The sequence below is a fragment of the Rhizobium rhizoryzae genome (assembly GCF_011046895.1).
Classification (GTDB): domain Bacteria; phylum Pseudomonadota; class Alphaproteobacteria; order Rhizobiales; family Rhizobiaceae; genus Neorhizobium; species Neorhizobium rhizoryzae.
The window spans coordinates 2,644,444-2,669,002 of sequence record NZ_CP049250.1 but is presented as its reverse complement, the minus strand read 5'-3'; the positions used below and the strand labels follow the sequence as shown (position 1 = coordinate 2,669,002).

Here is a 24,559-nt window from a genome sequence, read left to right as displayed (position 1 = left end):
GAAATATGGGTAACGTCAACTCAGCTTTACAATACATGCCCCCATCGTCACGCCGCTTCCTCCTGCGGGAGCGTACGTCAGATCGCCATGCAGCGGTTGACGCTGCCGTAGGCTCATTTCGTACATTGGTACATTACAAGGCCTATTTGCAAGGTCTGCATGCCTTTCGCAGGCCCTTGGATGACCAAATGTTATCATGCCGTTTCCCCGTTGAATTCGGAACCTGGCGTCCTCAGGCCATAAGCCCTCTTATTGTCGCGGATATGAACGATCTCGCCCTCGCGCCGAAAAAGCCCGCGGATCCAATTTCCTTAACCGCCGATCTGGAAAGCCTGCTGGGTACGCTCTACGTACTGGAGGGCTCGACGCTGGGCGCGCGCGTTTTGTACCGCAGGGCAAATGAGCTCGGACTGAGCGGTACGCACGGGGCAAGGCATCTTCAGGGTCAAGCCGCATCGGATGGATTTTCCCGTTTCCTTCAGATCCTCGATGCCGCACCCGATGTCGATATGAACAAGGTAATAGGGGCTTCAGACCTGGCCTTCCAATGGGCAGAGACGGCCTTCAAGGACAATGTGAATGAATGAAGCGCCAAAGGTCGATCTGACAAATTGCGACCGGGAACCGATCCACATACCCGGAAGCATCCAGGCGCATGGCGCTCTCATCGTTTGCGATGGTACCGGCGGCGACGTTCTTGCTTACTCCGCTAATACTGCAGACATGCTGGGTATCCTGGCACCGGTCGAAGGCAGTCGGCTTGAGGACGCTGTGGGGCCGGATGTAGCGCACACGCTGCGCAATGCACTGGCGACAAGTGATGACCCCAGCCGCCCAGCGTTGCGAATGGGACTCGAGCTTCCTGGCGGATTGTTCGATGCAGCGGTTCACAGGACGCCTCAGGGTGCGTTCATGGAGTTCGAGCCGCACGCCAAATATTCTGACCAACCTCTCGAGACCGCACGAATGCTCATCAGCCGTGTGCGATCGATTGGAGGCATCGATGAACTCGTCGACAAGTCGGTTCGCCTGATATTTGCGATGCTGGCCTATGATCGTGTCATGATCTACCGGTTTGAACATGATGGTTCCGGCAAGGTCGTCAGCGAGCATAAGCGCCGCGATCTCGAGAGCTTCAAGGGACAGTATTTTCCAGCGAGCGACATCCCGAAGCAGGCTCGTATCCTGTATCTGAAGAACACCATACGCATTATTTCCGACGCGCAGGACGAGCGCATTCCAATTGTGTCGAATGGTCGCGCATCGGACGAACCGCTGGATCTGTCCTTCGCTCACTTGCGAAGCGTATCGCCCATCCACTGCGAATATCTCCGCAACATGGGCGTGGCGGCGTCCATGTCGATCTCCATCGTCGTTGACGGGGAGCTGTGGGGACTTGTCGCCTGCCATCACTATTCGCCCAAGTCTCTGGCCATGCAGCAGCGGGTGGCCGCAGAAATGTTTGGCGAGTTTTTATCACTGCATCTGAGCGCCCTGAAACAGAAACAAATTCTGGACACAGCCAACCGTGCGCGCCGTTCGCTGGATCGCTTCCTTCAGGCCGCTTCCCAGAGCGCCGACATCACGCAATTGCTGCGCGATTCCCTGCCTGAATTCGCGCATATCATGCCGAGCGACGGTGTTGGGCTGTGGCTTGAGGGTGGTTGGACGAGCATGGGATCTGTGCCGCCGCTGCCGGATATTGCCAAGATTGCGGAACTGGTCGGAACAGCCTCCGGTGGACGTATCTGGGGGACGGATCAACTGGCGCTGCATTTACCGGAGGCCGCATCCTACGCCTCTGCCGCCTGCGGTGTTCTGGCCATACCCCTGTCGCAAAGACCGAAGGACTACCTCTTCTTCTTCCGCAAAGAGCTAGTCCAGACGCTGAACTGGGCCGGAAATCCCGAGAAATCCTACGAGATAGGACCGCTGGGCGATCGACTGACTCCGCGCAAAAGCTTCGCGATCTGGAAGGAAACGGTTCACCTGAAGGCTCAACGCTGGACGGAGGAAGAGTGGGAGATCGCAGAAGCCATACGCGCTGTGCTGGTCGAGGTCGTTCTGCATCACAATGAACTGCTTGCGGATGAGCGTGGCAAAGCGGATGTGCGCCAGCGCATGCTGAATGAGGAATTGAATCACCGCGTCAAGAATATCCTGGCGGTCATCAAGGCGCTTGTCGGTCATCCGGTCCGGGAAGGGCGTGACATTGGCGAGTATGTTTCGACTCTGAAGGGGCGAATTCAAGCCTTGTCTTTCGCGCATGATCAGGTTGTGCGCGGAGCAGACGGGGGATCTCTGAAGGAATTGCTTGAGGCTGAACTCAAGCCCTATAGTGGCGAACATCGTACCATCTTGATGAAAGGTGGCGAATTCTGGCTGGATAGCCGCGCCTTCTCCGTCATGGCACTCGTGCTCCATGAAATGTCTACGAATGCGGCCAAGTATGGATCCCTGTCCGAAGTCGGCGGTCGGCTCGACGTGAACTGGAAGCGCACCGAGGCGGGAGATCTGGAGATTTCCTGGCGCGAGTCTGGCGGACCACTGGTGAGAAAGCCCAGTCGCGCCGGTTTCGGTACAGTTCTGATCGAGCGTAGCATTCCGTACGAACTCTCTGGCGACAGTTCGGTTGAATATCTGGAAGGTGGACTAAACGCGCGGTTTCTGGTTCCTGCAAAGCACGTTCAGGGCGGCGAGGGTGCCGAGACGGTCTCGGATGCGGATCTCAACTCCGCCTCGACGCGAGAGATCAATGACACCTTGCAGGAGATCGAAGTTCTGCTGGTTGAAGACCAGATGCTGGTCGCTGCTGACGTCGAGATCATGCTGGCAGAGAACGGTGTGCACAACGTCACGACCGCACCCTCGGTTGATGAAGCGATGAAGCGGCTGAAGAATTTTACGCCGGATGTCGCCATTCTCGACGTCAATCTCGGTACCGGTACCTCGCTTCCCATTGCAGAAGAACTTGAGCGGCGTGGCGTGCCATTCATCTTCGCCACGGGCTACAGCGATCGTTCCGTCGTTCCGGCCAGCTTCTCGGCTCCGGTCGTGCGCAAGCCTTACGAGGCGACAGCTCTTGTCGGCGCGGTTCTGCGCGTTCTTGCGGCACGAGACAATGTTCACTAGGTCCGTATCGGGTTGTTGAAACCCGATACGGACGTTTTCACGAAATCATCAGATATCGAGATTGTCTGCGAAGGCAGCCCGCTCCTGAATGAAGCGGAAGCGGGCGTCCGCCTTGGTACCCATCAGGTTATCGACGGCTTCGCGTGTACCTTCAAAATCTACCTCATCGATCGCCACGCGCAGCAACGTGCGTTTGGCGGGGTCCATGGTGGTTTCCTTCAACTGGGCGGGCATCATCTCGCCAAGGCCTTTGAAGCGACCGATTTCCACCTTCTTGCCTTTGAACACGGTCTCCATCAGTTCCGCACGATGCACGTCATCGCGGGCATAGACTGTCTTCGCACCCTGACGGATCACGTAAAGCGGCGGCACCGCGAGGAACAGGTGTCCACCGCGCACCAGCTCCGGCATCTCCTGATAGAAAAAGGTAATCAGCAGCGAGGCGATATGGGCGCCGTCGACGTCCGCATCGGTCATGATGATCACGCGCTCGTAGCGAAGATCCTCGTCCCGGTATTTGGTTCGAGTCCCGCAGCCCAGTGCCTGAATGAGATCCGCGATCTGCTGGTTTGCCGATAGCTTTTCGCGGCTGGCGCTACCCACGTTTAGGATCTTGCCACGCAGCGGCAGAATGGCCTGGTTCATGCGGTTGCGGGCTTGCTTCGCGGAACCGCCAGCCGAGTCGCCCTCGACGATAAACAATTCCGCACCTTCCGCCGTGTTCTGGGAGCAATCGGCCAGTTTGCCGGGAAGGCGCAACTTGCGAACGGCGGTCTTGCGGTTGACTTCCTTTTCCTTGCGGCGACGCAGGCGCTCTTCCGCGCGCTCGATGACCCAGTCGAGAAGTTTGGCTGCTTCGCCGGGATTGCCTGCGAGATAGTGATCGAAGGGATCGCGCAATGCATTTTCGACAATCCGCTGTGCTTCTACGGTGGCAAGCTTGTCCTTCGTCTGGCCAACGAATTCCGGTTCGCGGATGAACACCGAAAGCATGCCAACAGCCGAGATCATCACGTCGTCGGTAGTGATGTCCTTGGCACGCTTGTTCTGCGTCAGTTCCGCGTAATTCTTCAGACCCTTGAGAAGAGCAATGCGCAGGCCCGCCTCATGCGTGCCGCCTTCGGGTGTTGGAATCGTGTTGCAGTAGGAGTGGATCTGCGGGTCGCCGCCATACCAGGTAACCGCCCATTCCAGTGCACCATGACCACCGGTCTTTTCCGTCTTGCCTGAAAAGATCTCACGGGTGACGGTAAAGTCCTTGCCAAGTGTCGCGGAGAGATAATCCTTCAGCCCGCCCGGAAAATGGAACACGGCCTTATCTGGTATTTCACCGCCGGCGACAACGACGCCCGGATCACAGCTCCAGCGGATTTCAACGCCGCCGAAAAGATAAGCCTTGGAGCGCGCCATGCGGAAAATACGGCCCGCATCGAACTTGGCATGCTCTCCGAAAATCTGCGGGTCGGGATGGAAGCGCACGCGCGTGCCACGACGGTTGTGCACATCGCCCAGCTCTTCCAGGCCACCCTGCGGAACGCCGCGGGAAAAACGCTGGCGATAAAGCTTGCGATTGCGCGCAACCTCTACTTCCAGCACATCCGACAGCGCGTTGACGACGGATACGCCGACACCATGCAGACCGCCGGATGTCTCATAGGCCTTACCGTCGAACTTTCCGCCCGCATGCAGCTTGGTCATGATGACTTCAAGCGTGGATTTGCCCGGCACCTGGGGATGATTTTCCACCGGAATGCCGCGACCGTTGTCAGTGACCGTCAGGAAACCCTGAGCATCCAGATGCACTTCGATGAAGTTGGCGTGACCTGCCACAGCCTCGTCCATCGAGTTGTCGATGACTTCGGCAAACAGGTGGTGCAGCGCCTTTTCATCCGTGCCGCCGATATACATGCCAGGGCGCATGCGGACCGGCTCCAGACCCTCCAGAACTCGGATCGACGAGGCATCATAGGTGTCGGGGTTGGTCGCAGGGGAAGGTGCCGCAGTGCTTGCCGCAACCGTCGCGGGCTTGGCGGTAGCCTCGGTCTTGCCCTTCGGCTCTGACGGCTTTGCCGGCTGCGCGGGGAGACTGGCAAAAAGGTCGTTATTATCCATATGGGTTCGCTGGCCTTGCCTTGAATGGATGGCATGCTGAACGCAGTCGCGTTGATTGCCCTTATCGGCTTTCGAATCGCTGGCGAGTGTGCCAGATAAAACGGCGTCTCGCGACCTGTTCGTTCACGAATGGTTCGCATCAGGATTTGCGCCGCAGCGATGAAGAACGCAAGTCGTGCTGCTTCAAGGAAACGAAACCGGTCGCCTATGTCCACAGATCATTTGAGTTTGCGCGTACTGGTGGCCCTCTGCCTGTGCTTGTTCGCGTCCGCTACGGCAGCGGCAGACGGGCCGGTTCGCCCTTTCAAGGATGCCTTGTTCTCTTCCCAAGCGGTCCTGAAGACGGAGGATGAAGGTGCCTTCAAGGTGCTCGATTATCAGGAACTGCGCGACATCAACCAGCGCGATGAGGAGCCGGAGCGTCGCGTCAAGCGAGACTATGTCGATCTTGGAGTGCGGGAGTTTCAGGCCAACGAAACGCTGACGATTGCCTCCAGCCGCCTCGATGTTGCGCGGGTCGGGCGCATGCGTGACGCCACATTCACCATCATCTTCATTCATGGCAGGGGCGGGGATCGCCGCCTGGGTGTGAACGACTACACGTTCGGCGGCAACTTCAACCGGCTGAAAAATCTCGTCGTGCAGAGCGGCGGTGCCTATTACGCCCCCTCGGTCAAATCCTTCGATCCCAATGGCGCGGCCGATATCGCCGCCCTCATTCGGCATGTTTTTGAATTGTCGTCCGGTCGTCCTGTCATTCTCGCCTGCGCCTCCATGGGCAACTTCATCTGCCAGAGTGTGACGCGTGACAAGGAAGCCGTTCGATATTTGAAGGGTCTGGTCGTCATGGGCGGCCCGTCGGATCCGGGATTTTTGACGACGCCTGCGGCCAAGCTGAAGATTCCGGTCTATTTTTCACATGGCAGCGCCGACAGCGTCTACAAGGCAGAGCAGCAGATCGCTCTGTACCGAAAGATGCGAAAGGCCGGTTATCCGACGATTTTCCGGCTGTTTCAGACCGGCGGCCATGGAACGCCGATCCGGATGAGCGATTGGCGGGAAATTCTCAATTTTATGCTCGCGGCAGGTTGATCCTTCGACCGCATACGCTAAACCGACATTCCTGAAACGGATCCTCTGAAAGCAATGGGCTTGCGGCCGCATTGCGGTTATGACGGTTCGATCAGGTCAACGGGGTGGCCAGCGACTGCTGGCCGGGAGCATAAGGGAATTCGCAGATATGACGCCGGATGTTCGTCCGCTTGTAGCGGGAAACTGGAAGATGAACGGAACGCGGGACTCGCTCGATCAGATCAAGGCGATTTCTGCCGGAGTGAGCGGCCCGCTGGCTGAGAAGGTTGACGCGCTCATCTGCCCTCCTGCAACGCTTCTCTATGTGGCGACGGCCTTGTGCACCGACAGCCCGCTGATGATCGGCGCGCAGGATTGCCATCAGAACAAATCCGGCGCTCATACCGGTGACATCTCCGCCGAAATGATTGCCGATTGCTTTGGCACCCATGTCATCGTTGGTCACTCCGAGCGTCGGGTGGACCACGCCGAGACCGATCATCTCGTTCGCATCAAGGCCGAAGCCGCCTATGCAGCCGATCTGACCGCCATCATCTGCATTGGCGAGACGGCCGATGAGCGCAAGGCGGGCCAGACGCTGGAGATTCTCAAGCGCCAGCTTGCAGGCTCGGTGCCTGACGATGCCAATGCCGAGAACACGGTCATCGCCTATGAGCCTGTCTGGGCCATCGGTACTGGCCTCACGCCGACCGCTGACGATGTCGAAAAGGCGCATGCTTTCATGCGCGATGAGCTGAAGAGCCGCTTCGGTGCGGAAGGCGCGAAATTCCGCATTCTCTATGGCGGATCGGTGAAGCCTTCCAACGCCGCGGAACTGATGGCTATCAGCAATGTTGATGGTGCTCTCGTTGGCGGCGCCAGCTTGAAAGCCGCAGACTTCCTCGCCATCTATGGCGCGTATGAGGCATTGGTGCGTTAAATCGCGTTTAATCGGCACTAGCCCCTTGGAATGCCGGTCCGGCTGAGCTAAAGGACCGGCAAAGCTTTATATGTGCCGCAACCCGCGCGCAGGACTGGACTGATATGCAGACCGTATTGATCGTTATTCATCTCATGATCGTGCTTGCGCTTGTTGGCGTGGTGCTGATCCAGCGTTCCGAGGGCGGTGGCCTTGGCATTGGCGGCGGTTCCGGCTTCATGTCGGCGCGCGGCACGGCAAATGCTCTGACCCGCACGACCGCAATCCTGGCGACATTGTTCTTCGTGACCTCCATGGCGCTTGGAATCATGGCGCGTCACGAGTCTCGCCCGACGGACATTCTGAACCGCATCCCGGCAACGCAGCAGGGTCAGGGCAACGGAATCCTCGATTCGCTCGGTCCGGCGGCAACGCCTGGTGCACCGGCAAATGGCACAGCGCCTGCACCGGGAGCTCCGGCCCCGGCTCCGGCAAATCCGTCTTCTGTTCCGACCGGCAACTAAGCCGCGTCAAGCTCCCATCATCCGGCAGGTCGAAAAGCCTGCCGGTTTTCTTTTGTTCAGATTCCACAGCTTTAACCGTCCCGAAGAATTTTTGGGCTGGCGGAATCGATCGTGAAAAGGTATCCGGTGACTCCCATGGCGCGATATGTATTCATCACAGGCGGCGTGGTTTCTTCCCTCGGAAAAGGAATTGCGGCCGCAGCCCTCGGAGCCTTGCTACAGGCGAGAGGTTATCGGGTTCGGCTACGTAAGCTCGATCCTTATCTCAACGTTGACCCGGGCACCATGAGCCCGACTCAACACGGCGAAGTCTTCGTGACCGATGACGGTGCGGAGACCGACCTCGATCTCGGTCACTACGAGCGTTTCACGGGGCGCTCTGCGACCAAGACCGACAACATCACCACGGGTCGGATCTACAAGAACATCATCGACAAGGAACGGCGCGGGGATTACCTCGGTGCGACGGTTCAGGTCATTCCGCACGTCACCAACGAGATCAAGGATTTCGTGGTCGAGGGCAATGACGACTATGATTTCGTGATCTGCGAAATCGGCGGCACCGTCGGTGACATCGAGGCGATGCCCTTCGTGGAGGCGATCCGTCAGCTTGGCAACGAACTGCCGCGCGGAACTGCCGTCTATCTGCATCTCACCCTGATGCCGTACATCCCGGCTGCTGGCGAGTTGAAGACCAAGCCAACGCAGCATTCGGTCAAGGAACTGCAGGCGCTCGGCATTGCGCCCGATATCCTGCTGGTGCGTGCGGACCGCGAGATTCCGGAAGCGGAACGCCGCAAGCTTTCGCTGTTCTGCAATGTTCGTCCGTCCGCCGTCATCCAGGCGTTGGACGTTTCCAACATCTACGACGTGCCGATGGCCTACCACAAGGAAGGCCTGGACTCGGAAGTCCTGGCGGCATTCGGCATCGAGCCGGCACCAAAGCCGCGTCTGGAGCCTTGGGAAGAGGTTTCGAACCGCATCCGTACGCCGGAAGGCGAAGTCACCATCGCGATCGTCGGCAAGTACACCGGCCTGAAGGATGCGTACAAGTCGCTGATCGAGGCGCTCTATCACGGTGGCATCGCGAACCAGGTCAAGGTCAAGCTTGAGTGGATCGAGTCGGAAATCTTCGAGAAGGAAGATCCGGCGCCCTACCTCGAGAAGGTCAACGGCATCCTGGTGCCCGGTGGCTTCGGTGAGCGCGGCGCACAGGGCAAGATCAACGCAGCCCGCTTTGCACGTGAGCGCAACGTGCCATATTTCGGCATTTGCTTCGGCATGCAGATGGCGGTTCTGGAAGCAGCGCGCAATCTCGCTGGCATTGAAGACGCAAGCTCTACCGAGTTCGGTCCTTCCAAGGAGCCGGTTGTTGGTCTCATGACCGAATGGGTCAAGGGCAACGAGCTGCAGAAGCGTTCGGCGGCCGGCGATCTGGGCGGCACCATGCGCTTGGGAGCTTACAAGGCGGCGCTGAAGCGCGACACGAAGATCGCCGAGATCTATGGCTCGACGGATATCTCCGAGCGTCACCGTCACCGTTATGAGGTGAACGTGGACTATAAGGACCGTCTGGAAAACTGCGGCCTCGTCTTCTCCGGCATGTCCCCCGATGGGCTGTTGCCGGAAACGATCGAGTATCCAGACCATCCTTGGTTCATTGGCGTTCAGTATCACCCTGAACTGAAGAGCCGCCCGCTGGATCCGCATCCGCTGTTCTCCAGCTTCATCACGGCGGCGCTGGAACAGAGCCGACTGGTCTGATCAGGTACCAGATTGAAATCAAAAGGGCCGGTGGTGATTATCCTCCGGCCCTTGTCACATCTAAACGGTCGAATGCTCAATCGCGTGGATCTGCGTCACCGCTGCGGCCCGTCACATCTGCGTAGGCGGCTAGTGCCTTGTCACGCGCCTCACCGTGATTGACGATGGGCTTGGGATAGGTCTCGCCAAGTTTGATCCCGGCACGCTCCAGAACTTCCTTTGGCGCCTCGAAGGGTCGATGGATATATTTCTTCGGCAGCTTGCGCAGTTCCGGCACGAAACGGCAGACATAGTCGCCGTCTGGATCGAACTTCTCGCCCTGCAGGATCGGGTTGAAGACCCGGAAGAAGGGGGAGGCATCAGCGCCGGATCCCGCGACCCACTGCCAGTTGCTGGCGTTTGAGGCTGGGTCCGCATCCACGAGCGTGTCCTTGAACCATTCCTCGCCCTTGCGCCAATCGATCATCAGATCCTTGATCAGGAAAGATGCGGTGATCATGCGAACGCGGTTATGCATGTATCCATGGCGCCAAAGCTGGCGCATTCCGGCATCCACGATCGGATAGCCGGTCATGCCTTTGGTCCAGGCAGAAAATTGTGCCTTGCTGAAATGCCACGGAAAGGCATCGAACTTATCGTTCCAGTTATCGGTGGCAAGCTTCGGAAACTCGACGAGAAGATGGTAGGAAAATTCCCGCCAGACCAGTTCCTTGCGGAAATGGATGACGTCATTCGTTGCCTCCAGCCCCTTGGTCTCATGCCAGATCCGGGCGGGCGAAATCTCGCCGAAGGCGAGGTGAGGGGAAAGCAGCGATGTCGCATCCTCAAGACCGGGGTGATCGCGATCGCTCTTGTAGGTCTGTATCGGCTTCTTCAGGAAGCGCTTCAGTTTCTTGTGCGCGCCTGCTTCCCCCGGTTGCCATATCCGTCCGAACTCGGTCGCCCAGTCCGGTTTCGTCGGCAGCAGGCTCCAGTCCTTGAGCGCCTCCGATTTGGGGAAAGAGCCCGGCGCGGCGATCTTGGATGGAGCCGACACCGGATCGCGCGGCTCACCATCCTTCTCCAGCGCGCGCCAGAACGGCGAATAAACCCGGTAAGCGCCACCAGAACCGGTCTTCATCGTCTCTGGATCGTGCAGTAGCTGGCCACGAAAGCGCTTGATCTCCAGCCCTGACGACTTCAGGGCACCGACGATATCCTTGTCGGCCGCATCACGCTCATAGTGACGGTTATAAAAGAGCGCTTCGGCCTGCGTCTCCTTGGCCAGTCCGGAAAGCACCTTGGCTGCTTCGCCGCTCCGCAGTATCAGCCTGTTGCCCTTGTCGGCAAGCGCTGCAGCCAATGCATCCAGCGAGTGATGCAGCCACCACTCCTGAGCACCGCCCAGCGGACCGATGCCATCCTGTTTCGGTTCGCGGATGTAGACGCAGACAACAGGCCGGCCGCTTTCGCAGGCCTGCGACAGCGCACCATTGTCGTCGAGACGGAGATCCTTGCGAAACCAGAGAAGGATTGGCGGCTGATGATCTGACGACAAGGCGTAAACTCCGGTTATCGAATAATTACCGGTATTTACGTCTCAACATCAAACGCGGATCACCGATCGAAATCCCTCAGCAGAAGGATAGGGCAGGGCGTCAGTGCGGCAAGTTCCGGTGCATGCGGGGGGCGCACGATAAGGCAATCCGAATGGGCAAAAATCTTCATCATCGAAGAATCCTGCTTGTCGAAAGGTTCAGCAATCAGACGGCCGTCAGCGTCACGGCACAGCCGTGCCCGAAGGTAGTCCTGTCGCTGGTCATTGGCGGCAAGCGGCTTTCCGGCAAGGGCTTCGGCCATCCGCGCCTTCGGTCGTGTGCCGGAAAGCTTGGCGACGACTGGCTCAAGAAACAGCGTGCCGCAGACAAGGCTCGCAACCGGATTTCCCGGAAGGCCCAGCACGCGCATATCTCCCAGCGAGCCCACCATCAATGGCTTGCCCGGGCGCATGGCGATACGCCAGAAATCGAGTGACATGCCTTGCGCTTTCAGGCTGGCCTGCACCAGATCGTGGTCGCCAACCGATGCCCCGCCCAGCGTGACCAGCACGTCGACCTTTTCCGCCACAGCCTTGGCAATCGCATTCTCAATCAGATCCTGGCGATCTGGTATGATTCCGAGATCGATGACTTCGCCACCGTTGGCGCGAATGAGGGCGCTGATGCCAAATGTATTGGATGCGATGATCTGTGAAGGCTGCAAACTGCTACCGGGGTGCACCAGCTCATCACCGGTCGCCAGCACCGCAACGCGCGGCCGACGCAGAACCTCGACCTGCGGGTGGTTCATCGCCGCTGCAACGGTCAGATGGGCATAGTCGAGCCGGACACCAGCGCGCAGGACCGTCTCGCCTTCAGCAAAATCCTGCCCGCGCGGGCGAATATGGCGCCCGACCGTTACCGGAAACTTCGTGCGAATTCGGCTTTCAGACAGTCGCTCCGCATCCTCCTGAATGAGAATGCTGTCGGCACCTTCTGGCAATGGAGCACCGGTGAAAATGCGCACGCATTCTCCCGGTCCTACCTGGCCGTTGAATGCATGGCCCGCCGCTGCCTGGCCGACGACCGTCAGTTCTGCCCCAAGATCTGGAGCATCGGCGGCGCGAAGAGCATAGCCATCCATGGCGGAGGCGTGAAATGGCGGCTGTGTGAGTTTCGCGACCAGATCAACGGCCAGAATGCGGCCTGCTGCCTCATCAAGGGGAACGCTCTCGGTATCCGCAACCGCTCGCACCGGTTCCAGCAAACGTGTCAGAGCTTCGGAAACGGGAAGGAGAGGTGACGCCACAGTCAATTCCTAGGTTTTTCGCCAGTCGCCGGATTTTCCGCCGCTCTTGGCAAGCAATTGAATACCGCCGATCTCCATGCCTTTGTCGGCGGCCTTCGCCATGTCGTAGATGGTGAGACAGGCAACGGACACCGCCGTCAGCGCTTCCATCTCGACGCCCGTCTTGCCGGTCAGCTTTGCTGTCGCCGTGACCCGCAGGCCGGGGAGATCCGCGTCTGCCGCTATATCAACGGATACCTTGGTCAGCATCAGCGGATGGCAAAGTGGAATGAGACTGGAGGTTTGCTTGGCCGCCATGATGCCCGCCAGCCGGGCCGTACCGATGACATCGCCCTTTTTGGCATCGCCCTTGCGGATGAGTTGAAGCGTTTCCGGCAACATTCGCACGAAGCCTTCGGCGGTTGCCTCACGCACCGTCTCAGCCTTGCCGCCCACATCCACCATGTGAGCCTCGCCGCTTTCGGTAATATGCGTCAGGCCCTGCTCGGTCATGCTCATTCTGCTGCCTGGCTTGCGCTCTCACCGGTCAGCAACAGCCTTGTTGCAGCCGAAACATCCTGCTGACGCATCAGGCTTTCACCGACCAGATAGGTGGAGATACCGACTGCCTTCAGACGCAGGCAATCCGCATTGGTGAAGATGCCGCTTTCGCCCACCAGCAACCGGTCCGCTGGCACCATTGGGGCCAGCCTTTCGCTGTTCGTGAGGCTGACTTCGAAGGTACGCAGATTGCGATTGTTGACGCCGATCATGGGCGAGGCGAGCTTTAACGCACGCTCGGTTTCCTGTTCGTCATGCACCTCGATCAGAACGTCCATACCAAGCGAAAATGCTTCATCCTCAAGACGCTTCGCATCGTCGTCGGTCAGCGATGCCATGATCAGGAGAATGCAATCGCCGCCCCAGGCGCGAGCCTCATGCACCTGATAGGTCTCAAACATGAAATCCTTGCGCAAGGCCGGAAGCGAGCAGGCATTGCGTGCTGCCGTCAGAAACTCGGGCGCACCCTGGAAACTCGGAGCATCCGTCAAAACGGAAAGGCAGGCCGCACCGCCAGCCTCATAGGCTTTGGCCAGCATTGGAGGATCGAAATCCGGGCGGATCAGTCCCTTCGATGGACTCGCCTTCTTGATTTCGGCTATCAGGCCAAGTTCGCCGCGCGCACGACGGTCCGCGAGCGCTTTGTAAAAGCCGCGTGGCGCAGGCTGATCCTGTGCCATGGCCTTCAGGTCTGCCAGGGTAACGCGCGCTTTGGCCGCTGCGATTTCTTCGCGCTTGTAGGCCTCGATTTTCTGCAGAATGTCGCTCATGACAGCTTAGATATCCTCGTTCGAGACGGCGACAAGCTTGTCGAGCACAGAGGCCGCGCTGCCGCTTTCAAGTGATTGCGTCGCAAGGATCATGCCCTCCAGAACATCGGCTGCCTTGCCCGCGATGACCAGCGAGGCCGCAGCGTTGCAAAGCGCGATGTCGCGATAGGCGTTCTTTGCGCCGCCAAGGACAGCCCGCAACGCCTTGGCATTCACTTCGCCATCACCACCCTTCAACTCATCGATCGTTGCACGCCCAACGCCAAAATCTTCCGGTGTCAGCTCGAAGCTGCGGATCTGCCCGTTCTCGAGTGCGGTGACATGGGTCACGCCCGTCGTGGTGATTTCGTCCATGCCATCGCCATGCACGACCCAGATCGCCTCGGAACCGAGATCACGCATCACCTCGGCGATTGGCTGCAGCCAGCGAGGCGAGAAGACGCCCAGCAATTGCCTCTTGGCACCCGCCGGATTCGAAAGCGGACCGAGCAGGTTGAAGATCGTGCGTGTTCCAAGCTCCACGCGGCTGGGACCGACATGTCGCATGGCGGCGTGGTGCACCTGAGCGAACATGAAGCCAATCCCGGCCTCGGAAATGCATCGTGCGATCTGCTGCGGCGGAATATCAAGTTTCACGCCCAAGGCTGTCAGGGCATCTGCCGTGCCAGACTTGGAGCTGAGCGCACGGTTGCCATGCTTGGCAACGGGAACCCCGGCACCCGCCACGATGAGAGCGGCGAGGGTCGAGATATTGTAGGTGCCAAGCCCATCGCCGCCGGTCCCGACGATGTCCATGACGCCTTCAGGCGCCGCAACCGGCAGCATCTTCGCCCGCATGGTCGAAACCGCACCGGCAATTTCCTCGACGGTTTCGCCGCGAACCCGCAGAGCCATGAGAAAGCCACCGATCTGCGATGGTGTAGCCTCACCCGACATCAAGATGTCGAAAGCGGCGCGCGCCTCCTCGCGCGAGAGCGGATCTCCCGTCGCCACTTTGCCGATAAAGGCCTTCAGATCCGGCATTGTTCAGTTCCCCCTAAGGCCAGCCACCGACCAGGTTTTCCCCGGCGTTAGCGAACCATTGCCTGTTCGGCGAGCGCGCGATTGATGGAAACGCCATAATCGTTTTGCAATTGCACGACCATCTGATCCAGAAGATCGTCACCTGCCGCGCCTGCAATCTGCTTGATCTGCTGATCATTGGCATCGAGCGCGTCGGACGGCTGCTGCTGCACGTTGGTCACGTGCATCAGAAGACGCGATTCGCCATCGGCTGCCAGTGCCGTGGCATAGATTCCATTCGGACCCGAGAAGGCCGCTTTGGCTGCGTCACCGCCCAGGATTGCGTCATTGCTCTGGCGGCGCAGACCCGTCTTGGTTTCCACGGTCAGGCCGAGTTCGGTCGCAATGGCGGCCAACGTCAATCCGCCCTTGTCCAATTGCGCCTTCAGGTCCGTCGTCTTCTTCGAAAGCGCTTCGCGCTGCTGTTCTGCTGTCCAGTCGGCAGTGGCGCGCTCACGCACTTCGCTCAGCGCACGATCACGCTCAGGAATGACTTCGCGCACATCAAACCAGACATAGCCGTCATTGCCGAGGTTGGATGGAATGGACTCAGCGCCCACATCCGTCCGGAAAACATCGGTCAGAAGTGTGTCGGCAGGCGGCAGGTCGATCGTTTTTCCGTCGCCATCATGGCCGGTACGATCGCTCGCTACTGTAACAGTCTTCAGCTTCAACTGAGACGCAGCTTCTTCGAGCGACGAGCCGGAGCCGCGCAAGTCTTCGAAACGGTCATGTACGGATTGAACGGCCTGGCTTGCGGCAGCAAGCGCCAGTGTCTTGCGAACCTCGTCCTTCACTTCATCGAACGACTTCGTGGTTTCGGCGCGCACATTGGTCACACGCAGCATCACCGGACCAAAGGAGCCCTGAATGATGCCGGTCGTGCCACCAGCGGCGGGCACCGCGAATGCCGCATCAGCAATCGTCTGATCCGGAATCTGGTCCTTGGTGAAGTCACCGAGCATCACGTCCGCAGCCGTCTTGCCCTGATCGGCAACCAGCTGGTCAAAGGTCAGCTGGCGCTCCTTCATCTGCTGAAGCGCTGCAACGGCCATTTCCTTGCTCGGGAAAGCCAGCTGCTCGATGGTGCGGGTTGCCGGTGTCTTGTAGGCATCCTTGCGACGATCATACTCCGCGCGAACCTGCTCATCGGTCACGGCTGCCGGGTCGGCAACATCCGTCGGCTGCAGGGTCACGTAAGCGAACCGACGCAGTTCCGGTGCGCGGTACTTGTTCTTGTTGGTCTGGAACCATGCGGCAAGAACGGCCTCGGTCGGCGCCTTGATCGGATCGATATTCGCATTGGAGAGAACGAGGAATTCCAGATCGCGGCTTTCGTCGCGGTACTTTTTGAGCGCATCGACCATGACTGTCGGAGCCTGGAAGCCGTCGGCGATGGCGTCCACCACCTGGCTGCGCACGGCGACCTTGCTTCGTTCGGTAATGTAGTCCTGTTCACGCAGTCCGGCATTGCGCAAGCGCGCACTGAACACGTTGCGATCGAACTGGCCGTTGTTTCCGTGGAATGCAGGATCTTCTGCAATCAGGTTGGCAAGCCGGTCCTGAGACAGGCCCAGGCGCATCTTGGAAGAGAGTTCATCCAGCGCGGCACCGGCAGAAAGCTGCGAGAAGGTCTGCTGTTCGATGCCGAAGGCACGTGCCTGCTCAGACGTCAGCTGCATACCGAGCTGACGGCTGATTGCGCCCAGCTGCCTCTGATAGGCCAGGCGGAACTCTTCAGGTGAGACGCGCTGGTTGCCCACCGTCATGACCGAGTTGCTGGCACCACTGAATATCGATGCAGAGACGCCCCAAATGGCGAAGGAAACCACGAGCAGCATCAGCAGCAATTTCGCGACCCAGGACCGGGCGGCGCTTCTAAGCGTATCAAGCATCGATCGACATTACCTTGCAAAACATACGAAAGCCGCCATTCCGGCGGGTCTGGAGCAATGTCTCTAGAACAAACTGCACGAGAATTGAAGGTATGTCCGACCAAAAGAAGCGTGAGAATTCATGTGTGGGAGCGGAAAAGGAACAGGTTCTCCGTCAAATCAACTTGCACAGCAGGCACTGCATTCGCAGCGTCGCGCCAATGGGAACAGGATTTCATCCCATACAGATCCCGATTCTTGCTCTCCGTGGGCGGAACCCGATCCTGTAGCCTATCGGATACCGTCCAGACATGAACCTCAGACAGATGCGGCGGGTTCAGTCTTATCGCGTCCCTTGCGGGCCCGAAAGACCGCTTCACCAATCAGCGAAATCGGCAGTGCCACGAAGAATGGGATGAAGAAGTAGATAACACGAAACGCAACCAGCGCACCGATGGAAGCCTGCTCGCCCATCACATGGCGAACCGTTACTTCCAGAACACCGAGCCCACCTGGCGCATGGGTGATGAGAATAGCAATATTGCCCAGCACGAAGGCCGTTGCAGCCTTCAGGTAGCTGACGTTTTCAGTCGCCTGCATCAGCTCCATCAAACAGGCAGAAACCAGTGCGAAGTTGATTGTACCGATCACGATCTGTGCGACCGCTAGACGCGCCGTCGGCATCTTGAACGTCCACTTGCGGATCTTCACCGGTGCTCGGGCAAACGCTGCCAAAAGCACATAACCGACTGCCGCGAGCAGAAGCCCGATTCCGATCAGCAGAACCGCGGAGGGGCCGATTTTCAGGATCTTCGCCGTGTCATCCGGGTTCAGGACCATCACGATTCCGCCCAGAACCATGAGCCCGAGGCCAACCGTCACGCCCGACAGAAGAACGATTTTCGCAACATCCTCGGTCGAGAGGCCCCAATGGGCGTAGTAGCGATAGCGGATGGCGCCGCTGCTGAGACCTGCGAGCCCGATGCTCTGGCCAAGGCCCAAGGCAACGAAGGATGCGAGTGCGATCTTGGGGTAGGGCAGGTCGCTTTTCACATAGCGAACGCCTGTCCAGTCGAACCCCGTCAGGCAGATATAGGAACCGGCACAATAAGCCAGCGCCAGAAGCAGGTTCTTCGTCGGAATCGCAGTAACAGACTGGACGATTTCATCCCAGGTAAACTGGCTCAGGCCGCGATAGAGAAGATAAGCGGCTATTGCAAAGCCGAACACCATTGTGCCGTAGGTGAAGAGGCGCTTTTTGCCGCTCATTTTCCGCACCTCGCGCTATGCCGAAGTGTGCAAGTTGCAATGCGCGTCGAGCGAAGGAAAAAAGGCGCCGCAAGGCCTGTCATGTATGCTGTCCCCAATGATCCGCCTAAACGCGACCCTGGGACAATGGTTCCGTATTTGCGGCCTCGAACGGAATTACCCCCCGCTCAATTTAAGCGAGGGGGTAATCGGTTTTGGATCAATCCTCGTTGGCAGCCATTTGGGAGAGAACTTCTCCGCGACCGCGTGCCCGCAGGATAAGCGGTACGATCAGCGCCAGCGCGGCAATGGCAAGAAGTACGGCCGCAATCGGTGATGTGAAGAGCACTGTGAAGTCACCTTGGCTGATCGCCAAAGCGCGACGCAACTGCTGCTCCGCAAGAGGCCCGAGGATCAGGCCAACGACGACCGGTGCGATTGGGTAGCCCAGAACGCGCATGATGTAGCCCATCACGCCGAACGCAAGCAGCATGCCCAGTTCGAAGACGGAGGGGTTCGCACCGATGGTTCCGAGTGTGGCAAACACGAGGATGCCTGCATAAAGCCAGGGCTTCGGGATTGTCAGCAGGCGGACCCAGAGACCGATCAGCGGAAGGTTCAGCACCAGCAGCATGAAGTTGGCAATCAGCAGCGAGGCGATCAGGCCCCAGACCAGTTGCGGATTGGTGGCAAACAGCAGTGGACCCGGCTGGAGACCATATTGCTGGAAGCCCGCAAGCATGATCGCGGCAGTCGCAGTCGTCGGAAGGCCCAGCGTCAACAGCGGCACGAGCGTTCCCGCAGCAGATGCATTGTTGGCAGCCTCCGGCCCGGCAACGCCTTCGATTGCGCCGTTGCCGAACTCTTCCGGATGTTTCGTCAGTCGCTTTTCGGCGGCATAGGAAAGGAACGTACCGATTTCAGCGCCGCCCGCCGGCATTGCGCCGATAGGGAAGCCAATCGCTGTGCCGCGCAGCCACGGCTTCCAGGAACGCGCCCAGTCATTCGCGCTCATCCAGATCGAGCCTTTGACAGCCTCGACCTTATCAGGACCAAACGACCCCTGCGCAGCGATAAACAGCGTTTCGCCGATGGCGAACATGGCAACCGCCAGCGTGGTGACCTCGACGCCGTCCAGAAGGTCGGGCACGCCAAAGGCGAGGCGGGTCTGTCCGGTCAACTGGTCGATGCCGATCAGCGACAGGGCAAGACCGATGAAGAGCGATGTGAGGCCTCGCAGCGTGGAGTCGCCGAATGCGGAGGAGACCGTGATGAATGCGAGCACCATGAGTGCAAAATATTCGCGGGGGCCGAAAACCAGCGCCAGCTTGACGATGTAAGGAGCAATGAAAGCAAGGCCGACGGTGGCAATGAGGCCCGCAACGAAGGAGCCGATCGCCGCTGTCGCCAGCGCAGGCCCGCCGCGTCCGGCCCGTGCCATCTTGTTGCCTTCAAGCGCAGTGACGATGGAGGCACTTTCTCCTGGCGTGTTGAGAAGGATCGACGTTGTCGAACCGCCATACATGCCGCCGTAATAGATCCCGGCGAACATGATGAGAGAGCCGGCCGGGTCCAACTGGTATGTAACTGGCAGCAGAAGGGCGACCGTCAATGCCGGACCGATGCCCGGAAGCACACCGACAGCCGTGCCGAGCGTAACGCCGATCAAGGCGTAGAGCAGGTTCATGGGTTGCATGGCAACCACGACGCCCTGCATGAGGAACTCAAAAGTGCTCATGGCAATACCTTTACTGGAAGAGGCGCTCGAGCGGACCGGCAGGAAGCGAAAGCTGCAGCAATCCGGCAAAGATCAGCCATACGACAAGACAGAGCACGATCCCGATGGGCAGTGAGATCCAGATCTTGCGCTTGCCGAAACCGGCAGCAGTCGCGGCAAACAGGATGCCGGTCGCAATGGAGAATCCGGCCGTATTCAGGAGAAGCATCTGTGCCGCAAGGCCGCCGATCACCCATACAACCGGCTTGATTTCCTGCTTTTCACGCTCTGGAAAATCGCCTCGGAAGGCTGCAATGATGGTCCAGATGGCCAGAAGAACCAGACCGATCGCGATCCAGTGGGGAACCGTTGCGGGACCGACCGGAGAATAACCGGTCACTTCGCGCAGCCGTGCAGCATCGAAAAAGATGACGCCAGCAATGGCAATGAGGATAGCGGCGATAACAAGCGCCGCCCAATCGGGGCGGCGCTGTTCTGCCTTGATCAAAGGCTCTTGGCTCATTTCACCAGACCGATATCTTTCAGGATGCCTTCGGTGGCGGAGATGTCCTTGGCAAGCTGCGCCTCAAAAGCCGGGCCTGCGAGGAAGGTGTCCTGCCAGCCCTTGGTCTTCAGCGTTTCCTGCCAGGTCTTGGAGGTTGCCAGCTTCTGCACGTCAGCCGTTACCTTTGCCTTCTGTTCTGCGGAAAGGCCAGGAGCTGCGGCGACCATGCGCCAGTTCTGAACGGCAACATCCACGCCGGCTTCCTTCAGCGTCGGGGCATCTACGCCCGGAATGCGCTTCTCGCCAGACGTGGCCAGCAGGCGAAGCGTTCCGGACTTGACCTGGCTTTCGAATTCACCGTAGCCGGAAATGCCGACGGTCACCTGCGAGCCGAGGATTGCAGCAAGCGCTTCACCGCCGCCGGAAAACGCGATGTAGTTGATCTTGGTCGGATCAACGCCGGAAGCCTTTGCAATCAGGCCGGCAGCGATGTGGTCCACGCCGCCTGCGGAACCGCCACCCCAGGAAACCTTGCCCGGATCCTTCTTGAGGGCAGCGACGAGGTCGGCCATCGACTTGATCGGCGAGGATGCAGGAACGACGATCGCTTCGTCTTCGCCGGTCAGTCGTGCGATCGGGGTAACGTCCTTCAAGGTGACCGGGGACTTGTTGGTCAGGATTGCGCCAACCATGACGTAGCCGCCGACGATCAGGGCGTTGTCCTTGCCCTTCTGCTGGCTGGCGAACTGTGCGAGACCGATGGTGCCGCCGGCGCCCGGAACGTTCATGACCTGTACGTTCTTGGAAATGCCTTCCTGCTGGAATGCCGTCTGCAGAGAACGCGCCGTCTGGTCCCAGCCGCCGCCTGGCGCTGCGGGAGCCATGATGGTGTAGTCAGCGGCATAGGCCGGAAGAGCGATGGAACCTGCAATCAGGGATGCGAGAAATACGTGTTTCAAGTGTTATCCTCCGTTGGCGCACTGGCTGCGCATGTTCTGGCTGTGCCGGAAGGAGAACGGTTCACGTCATTCGGCCAATCCTGGCTCGGATCGGCTCACTCCCCCCAGTCACATCGGGAGCGCCTCCACGATCCCGAATGCCATTAAGCGACCACATTATCCTGACATTTAACTGACGTTTAACAAATTCCCCTGATACGCGAATTACAATTACTTTATTGCAATCTCAGGACGTCGTTCCACTTCGCGATGAGTCGCGAGCGCTTGACCTGATCCAAGTAGACCATGAGGCCGGGGCTGACTGGTACCGGCTTCAACTGACCTCCCAGCATTTCGCGCATCGTCGTCGCCGTATTTCCAACCGCAACGTCAGGATTAACGGCCGGGATCTGGAGTTCCTGTGTCAGGATGGTCTGGCCCTCCCGCGACATGAAGAAATCGAGAAACTTGCGCCCCAGTTCCGGTGTGGCTGCCGCCTGCGGAACAAGCCCGATTCGTGACATGACGACGGTGTAATCCTTTGGCAGGACGATGCCGACATCGGGGTGACGTGCCGCCCAATCAGCGGCGTAGGAGCCCAGGATATTGTAGCCCAGCACGAAGCGCCCGTCCGCAACCCGTTCCAGAATCGCCTGGCTTGTAGAATAGAGCTTCACGCCCGCTGCGCCCATTGCCTTCACGACGGACCAGATATCGTCAAACTGTTCCTGATCCCGAGACATGAAAAGAAAACCAACGCCGGATCTCTCGATATCGTAGGTTGCGATGCGCCCGTGTACGGCATCGCCCTGGCTCTGCAGGAACTGAATGAATTCGGCGCGGGTTGAAGGCACCGTCAGGTCCTTGAAGCTCGGCTTGTGATAGACGAAGACAGCAGGTTCGAAGGTCAGCGCATAGGCGGTATCACGCCAGTTCGCCCAGTTCGGCCACCGAAGGCTCATCGGCAGATGGCTCGCCTGCGCATAGCCATCATTGGCCAGTTTGACCTGCAGGTCCATGGCCGATGAAAACGCGAAATCCGCCGTTTTCCGCCCGGCGTCCGTTTCCTGTACGATCCGGTCGTAGATGACACCGGTCAGCATATCCTCATAACGGACGGCAATGTCGGGGTTCGCCTGCTGGAACTTCACGATCATCGGCTTCGCGAGTGGTTCGTCCAGCGAGGAATAAACCACCAGTTCCGGCGCATTGGTCCGTCCGGAAATCGCCGGAAACAGTGTGACTTCCGCATGCACGACCGATGCGGAGAAAAAAAGTGCGATGAACATGGCAAGGCGTGAGGCTTTCATGCTGGCCATGATGCCGAACGCCATCGCTATCCACAAGCGGAAGCTCGCGAATCTGGGTCACCGCGGCGTGACAGGCGCTCATTTCGCCTCTATCGTGATGCTTATCGAGGGGGAGATTTCTTTGCGAATTCTGCTGGTTGAAGACAACGCAACGCTTTCGGAAGGTCTGGCGACAATCCTGCGCGGCAGCGGCTACACGGTCGATGTCGTGGGTGACGGTCTCTCGGCAGAATCGGCCGCTAGAGCGGAAGCCTTCGATCTCATCATCCTCGATCTGAACCTTCCGGAGATGGATGGGCTGGATGTGTTGCGCTCTCTTCGCTCGCACCAGAATCAGGCAGCCGTCATCATCGTTACCGCGCGTGGCGCGCCTGAAGAACGGGTGAGGGGGCTGGATCTTGGCGCAGACGATTATCTCACGAAGCCGTTTGATGTTTCCGAGCTTGAAGCGCGCATTCGCGTCCTCCTCAGGCGTCAGGCGGGTTTGCGCAGTTCGCGTGTCGAGTTTGGAGCGCTGGCTTTCGATCTGACATCGCGCAGCTTCACAAGTGCAGGGCGTCCGGTAGATATTCCGGCGCGTGAACTGGCTCTGCTGGAGCTTCTTTTTTTGCGGGCTGGGAAAGTGGTCAGCAAGGATGCCATCATCGGCTCGCTCTCCGGTTTCGATGATGATCTGTCCGCGAATGCGATCGAGCAATATGTCAGCCGCCTGCGCAAACGGCTGCAAGCCTATGGGCTGACCGTGAAGACGGCCCGCGGGATAGGGTATTACCTTGATCAGGCCCAGACCGAGACATGAGGTCGGTCACGCACTCCATCCGCGGACGCCTGCTTCTCTGGCTGCTGGCCGGTACGGCGGTGCTCGGCAGCATTGCTCTGGTCGATACCTGGAGAGAGGCGCAGCAAACGGCCAACGAGGTATCTGACCGCGTTCTGGCTGGCTCTGCGCTGGCAATTGCCGAGCGGGTGGTCGTTGCCGAAGACGGCTCGTTGGAAGTGGATATTCCCTACGTTGCGTTGGAAATGCTGACATCCGCTGCGCAGGACCGTGTGTTCTACAGGGTTGATGGCCCATCGGGCAGTTTCATCACCGGCTATCAGACCTTGCCGACGCTTCCCCAGAAGGAAGGGCAGGCGGCGGTCTTCGACAATTTGCAGTTCCGGGGCGATCCGATCAGGGTGGCGACCCTTGCCCGCTCTGCCTCCACGGGCATTTCCTCCGTCCCCTTCACGGTTACGGTTGCGGAAACAACGATTGCGCGGCGACAGCTGGCGCGGTCGATCCTTCTGCACTCGGCGTTGCGGCTGATCCTGATGATGTCTGGAGCGGCTGTCATCGTTTGGGTGGCGGTTTCTCTTGCCTTGCGACCGCTCAATCGTCTGGGAGCGGCCATTGCCCGGCGCAATCCCGAAGATCTGGAACCCATTCAGGAGACAGTCCCGTCAGAGGTCGAGGGCCTCGTGGAGACCATCAACTCCTTCATGATCAGGCTTCAGTCCTCGCTGGAGGCGCTCCGCCACTTCACCGGCAATGCCAGCCATCAGCTGCGAACACCGCTCGCTGTGGTGCGAACGCAGCTTGCTCTGGCCGCCAGGTCGAATGATCCGACCGTTGCACGAGAGGCCATCGAGCATGCCGACGCGGCAATCGCTCGTGCCGAACGGGTGCTTGCGCAACTGCTGACCATGTCGCGGCTCGACGCAACCGCATCTTCCATTGCCAAGCTCGAACAGGTCGACCTTGTTCATCTGGCCCGCGATGTCACGGGCGAATACGTACCGGCGGCAGCAGAAGCCGGAATTGATCTGGGTTTTGAGGGCGAGGGGGAGGCGTTCATTCGGGCAGAACCGCTTCTCATCGCTGAACTTCTGAAGAACCTCATTTCGAACGCGCTGCTCTATGCCGGGCAGGGCGCCGAGGTCACAACGCGCGTCATACGAACCGAGCGTTTCGTTCGATTGGAGGTCGAAGACAATGGACCGGGAATACCGCAGGACAAGATCGAAACCGTCATGAGACGGTTCGACCGGGCAGACCGGGCTGATGATCGTGGCACGGGTCTCGGCCTCCCCATTGTCGAGGAAATAGCCACTGTGCACGGTGGGTCTGTTTCATTGTGCTCGGGGTTAAACCAGCGTGGCCTGATCGTGAAAATTGATCTTCCCGCCTCACTGTAGGATAAGGTTTACCCGCTTACAGGCACCCAGGCAAAGCGCTGGAACTCTTTATCGCCGTACACTCAAATG

20 protein-coding genes are annotated in these 24,559 nt (G+C 59.1%); 8 read left to right on the top strand and 12 right to left on the bottom strand.

Features of this window, described 5'->3' with window-relative positions; translation table 11 throughout:
- Window positions 1–188: 188 nt before the first annotated feature.
- Window positions 189–587: a biliverdin-producing heme oxygenase gene (locus G6N80_RS18685; RefSeq protein ID WP_062554486.1), complete on the top strand. Its 399-nt coding sequence runs from the start codon at window positions 189–191 to the stop codon at window positions 585–587.
- The gene (locus tag G6N80_RS18680) at window positions 580–3,132 is read left to right on the top strand and encodes an HWE histidine kinase domain-containing protein (RefSeq protein WP_165135991.1); all 2,553 of its coding nucleotides are present in this window, start codon (window positions 580–582) and stop codon (window positions 3,130–3,132) included. The genes G6N80_RS18685 and G6N80_RS18680 overlap by 8 nt, the downstream gene beginning before the upstream one ends.
- Window positions 3,133–3,180: 48 nt before the next feature.
- Here the strand turns inward: G6N80_RS18680 and parE are convergent, their stop codons facing one another.
- Window positions 3,181–5,244, bottom strand: coding sequence for a DNA topoisomerase IV subunit B (parE, locus tag G6N80_RS18675; RefSeq protein WP_062554484.1), 2,064 nt, complete (start codon window positions 5,242–5,244; stop codon window positions 3,181–3,183).
- 207 nt (window positions 5,245–5,451) lie between these two features.
- Here parE and G6N80_RS18670 point away from each other — a divergent pair, with 207 nt between their 5' ends.
- From G6N80_RS18670 to pyrG, 4 genes are all read left to right on the top strand, one after another.
- The gene (locus G6N80_RS18670; protein WP_343048809.1) at window positions 5,452–6,336 is read left to right on the top strand and encodes an alpha/beta hydrolase; all 885 of its coding nucleotides are present in this window, start codon (window positions 5,452–5,454) and stop codon (window positions 6,334–6,336) included.
- 148 nt (window positions 6,337–6,484) lie between these two features.
- Entirely contained in the window at window positions 6,485–7,255 is a 771-nt protein-coding gene (tpiA, locus tag G6N80_RS18665; RefSeq protein WP_165135985.1) for a triose-phosphate isomerase, read from the top strand.
- A gap of 104 nt (window positions 7,256–7,359) precedes the next feature.
- Window positions 7,360–7,758, top strand: coding sequence for a preprotein translocase subunit SecG (gene secG, locus G6N80_RS18660; RefSeq protein WP_062554481.1), 399 nt, complete (start codon window positions 7,360–7,362; stop codon window positions 7,756–7,758).
- 135 nt (window positions 7,759–7,893) lie between these two features.
- The gene (gene pyrG, locus G6N80_RS18655; RefSeq protein WP_062554480.1) at window positions 7,894–9,522 is read left to right on the top strand and encodes a CTP synthase; all 1,629 of its coding nucleotides are present in this window, start codon (window positions 7,894–7,896) and stop codon (window positions 9,520–9,522) included.
- Window positions 9,523–9,598: 76 nt separating this feature from the next.
- Here pyrG and G6N80_RS18650 read toward each other — a convergent pair whose 3' ends face one another.
- From G6N80_RS18650 to G6N80_RS18600, 11 genes are all read right to left on the bottom strand, one after another.
- Window positions 9,599–11,059 carry a cryptochrome/photolyase family protein gene (locus tag G6N80_RS18650; RefSeq protein WP_165135982.1) on the bottom strand — a complete coding sequence of 487 codons (1,461 nt, stop codon included), beginning with the start codon at window positions 11,057–11,059 and terminating at the stop codon, window positions 9,599–9,601.
- 59 nt (window positions 11,060–11,118) lie between these two features.
- Window positions 11,119–12,348: a molybdopterin molybdotransferase MoeA gene (locus G6N80_RS18645; RefSeq protein WP_165135979.1), complete on the bottom strand. Its 1,230-nt coding sequence runs from the start codon at window positions 12,346–12,348 to the stop codon at window positions 11,119–11,121.
- 9 nt (window positions 12,349–12,357) lie between these two features.
- Window positions 12,358–12,846 carry a cyclic pyranopterin monophosphate synthase MoaC gene (gene moaC, locus G6N80_RS18640; protein ID WP_062554477.1) on the bottom strand — a complete coding sequence of 163 codons (489 nt, stop codon included), beginning with the start codon at window positions 12,844–12,846 and terminating at the stop codon, window positions 12,358–12,360.
- The gene (trpC, locus tag G6N80_RS18635; RefSeq protein ID WP_165135976.1) at window positions 12,843–13,658 is read right to left on the bottom strand and encodes an indole-3-glycerol phosphate synthase TrpC; all 816 of its coding nucleotides are present in this window, start codon (window positions 13,656–13,658) and stop codon (window positions 12,843–12,845) included. The genes moaC and trpC overlap by 4 nt, the downstream gene beginning before the upstream one ends.
- A gap of 6 nt (window positions 13,659–13,664) precedes the next feature.
- Window positions 13,665–14,681 (bottom strand): anthranilate phosphoribosyltransferase, encoded by a 1,017-nt coding sequence (gene trpD / locus G6N80_RS18630; protein ID WP_062554475.1) that lies wholly within the window; start codon window positions 14,679–14,681, stop codon window positions 13,665–13,667.
- 47 nt (window positions 14,682–14,728) lie between these two features.
- Window positions 14,729–16,615, bottom strand: coding sequence for a peptidylprolyl isomerase (locus G6N80_RS18625; RefSeq protein ID WP_165135973.1), 1,887 nt, complete (start codon window positions 16,613–16,615; stop codon window positions 14,729–14,731).
- 297 nt (window positions 16,616–16,912) lie between these two features.
- Entirely contained in the window at window positions 16,913–17,863 is a 951-nt protein-coding gene (locus G6N80_RS18620) for a lysylphosphatidylglycerol synthase transmembrane domain-containing protein (RefSeq protein WP_165135970.1), read from the bottom strand.
- Window positions 17,864–18,062: 199 nt separating this feature from the next.
- On the bottom strand, window positions 18,063–19,580 hold the full coding sequence (locus tag G6N80_RS18615) for a tripartite tricarboxylate transporter permease (protein WP_062554472.1): 1,518 nt from the start codon (window positions 19,578–19,580) through the stop codon (window positions 18,063–18,065).
- Between the two features lie 10 nt (window positions 19,581–19,590).
- Window positions 19,591–20,082, bottom strand: a complete 492-nt coding sequence (locus G6N80_RS18610; protein WP_062554471.1) for a tripartite tricarboxylate transporter TctB family protein — start codon at window positions 20,080–20,082, stop codon at window positions 19,591–19,593.
- Window positions 20,079–21,023 carry a Bug family tripartite tricarboxylate transporter substrate binding protein gene (locus G6N80_RS18605; RefSeq protein ID WP_137135964.1) on the bottom strand — a complete coding sequence of 315 codons (945 nt, stop codon included), beginning with the start codon at window positions 21,021–21,023 and terminating at the stop codon, window positions 20,079–20,081. The genes G6N80_RS18610 and G6N80_RS18605 overlap by 4 nt, the downstream gene beginning before the upstream one ends.
- A 215-nt stretch (window positions 21,024–21,238) precedes the next feature.
- Window positions 21,239–22,291: an ABC transporter substrate-binding protein gene (locus G6N80_RS18600; protein WP_165137190.1), complete on the bottom strand. Its 1,053-nt coding sequence runs from the start codon at window positions 22,289–22,291 to the stop codon at window positions 21,239–21,241.
- Between the two features lie 142 nt (window positions 22,292–22,433).
- On the opposite strand from G6N80_RS18600, the gene G6N80_RS18595 reads away from it, so the two are divergent.
- Together G6N80_RS18595 and G6N80_RS18590 are read left to right on the top strand one after the other, a co-directional pair.
- Entirely contained in the window at window positions 22,434–23,111 is a 678-nt protein-coding gene (locus G6N80_RS18595; RefSeq protein ID WP_062554803.1) for a response regulator transcription factor, read from the top strand.
- Window positions 23,108–24,490: a sensor histidine kinase gene (locus G6N80_RS18590; RefSeq protein ID WP_165135967.1), complete on the top strand. Its 1,383-nt coding sequence runs from the start codon at window positions 23,108–23,110 to the stop codon at window positions 24,488–24,490. The genes G6N80_RS18595 and G6N80_RS18590 overlap by 4 nt, the downstream gene beginning before the upstream one ends.
- Window positions 24,491–24,559 lie beyond the last annotated feature (69 nt).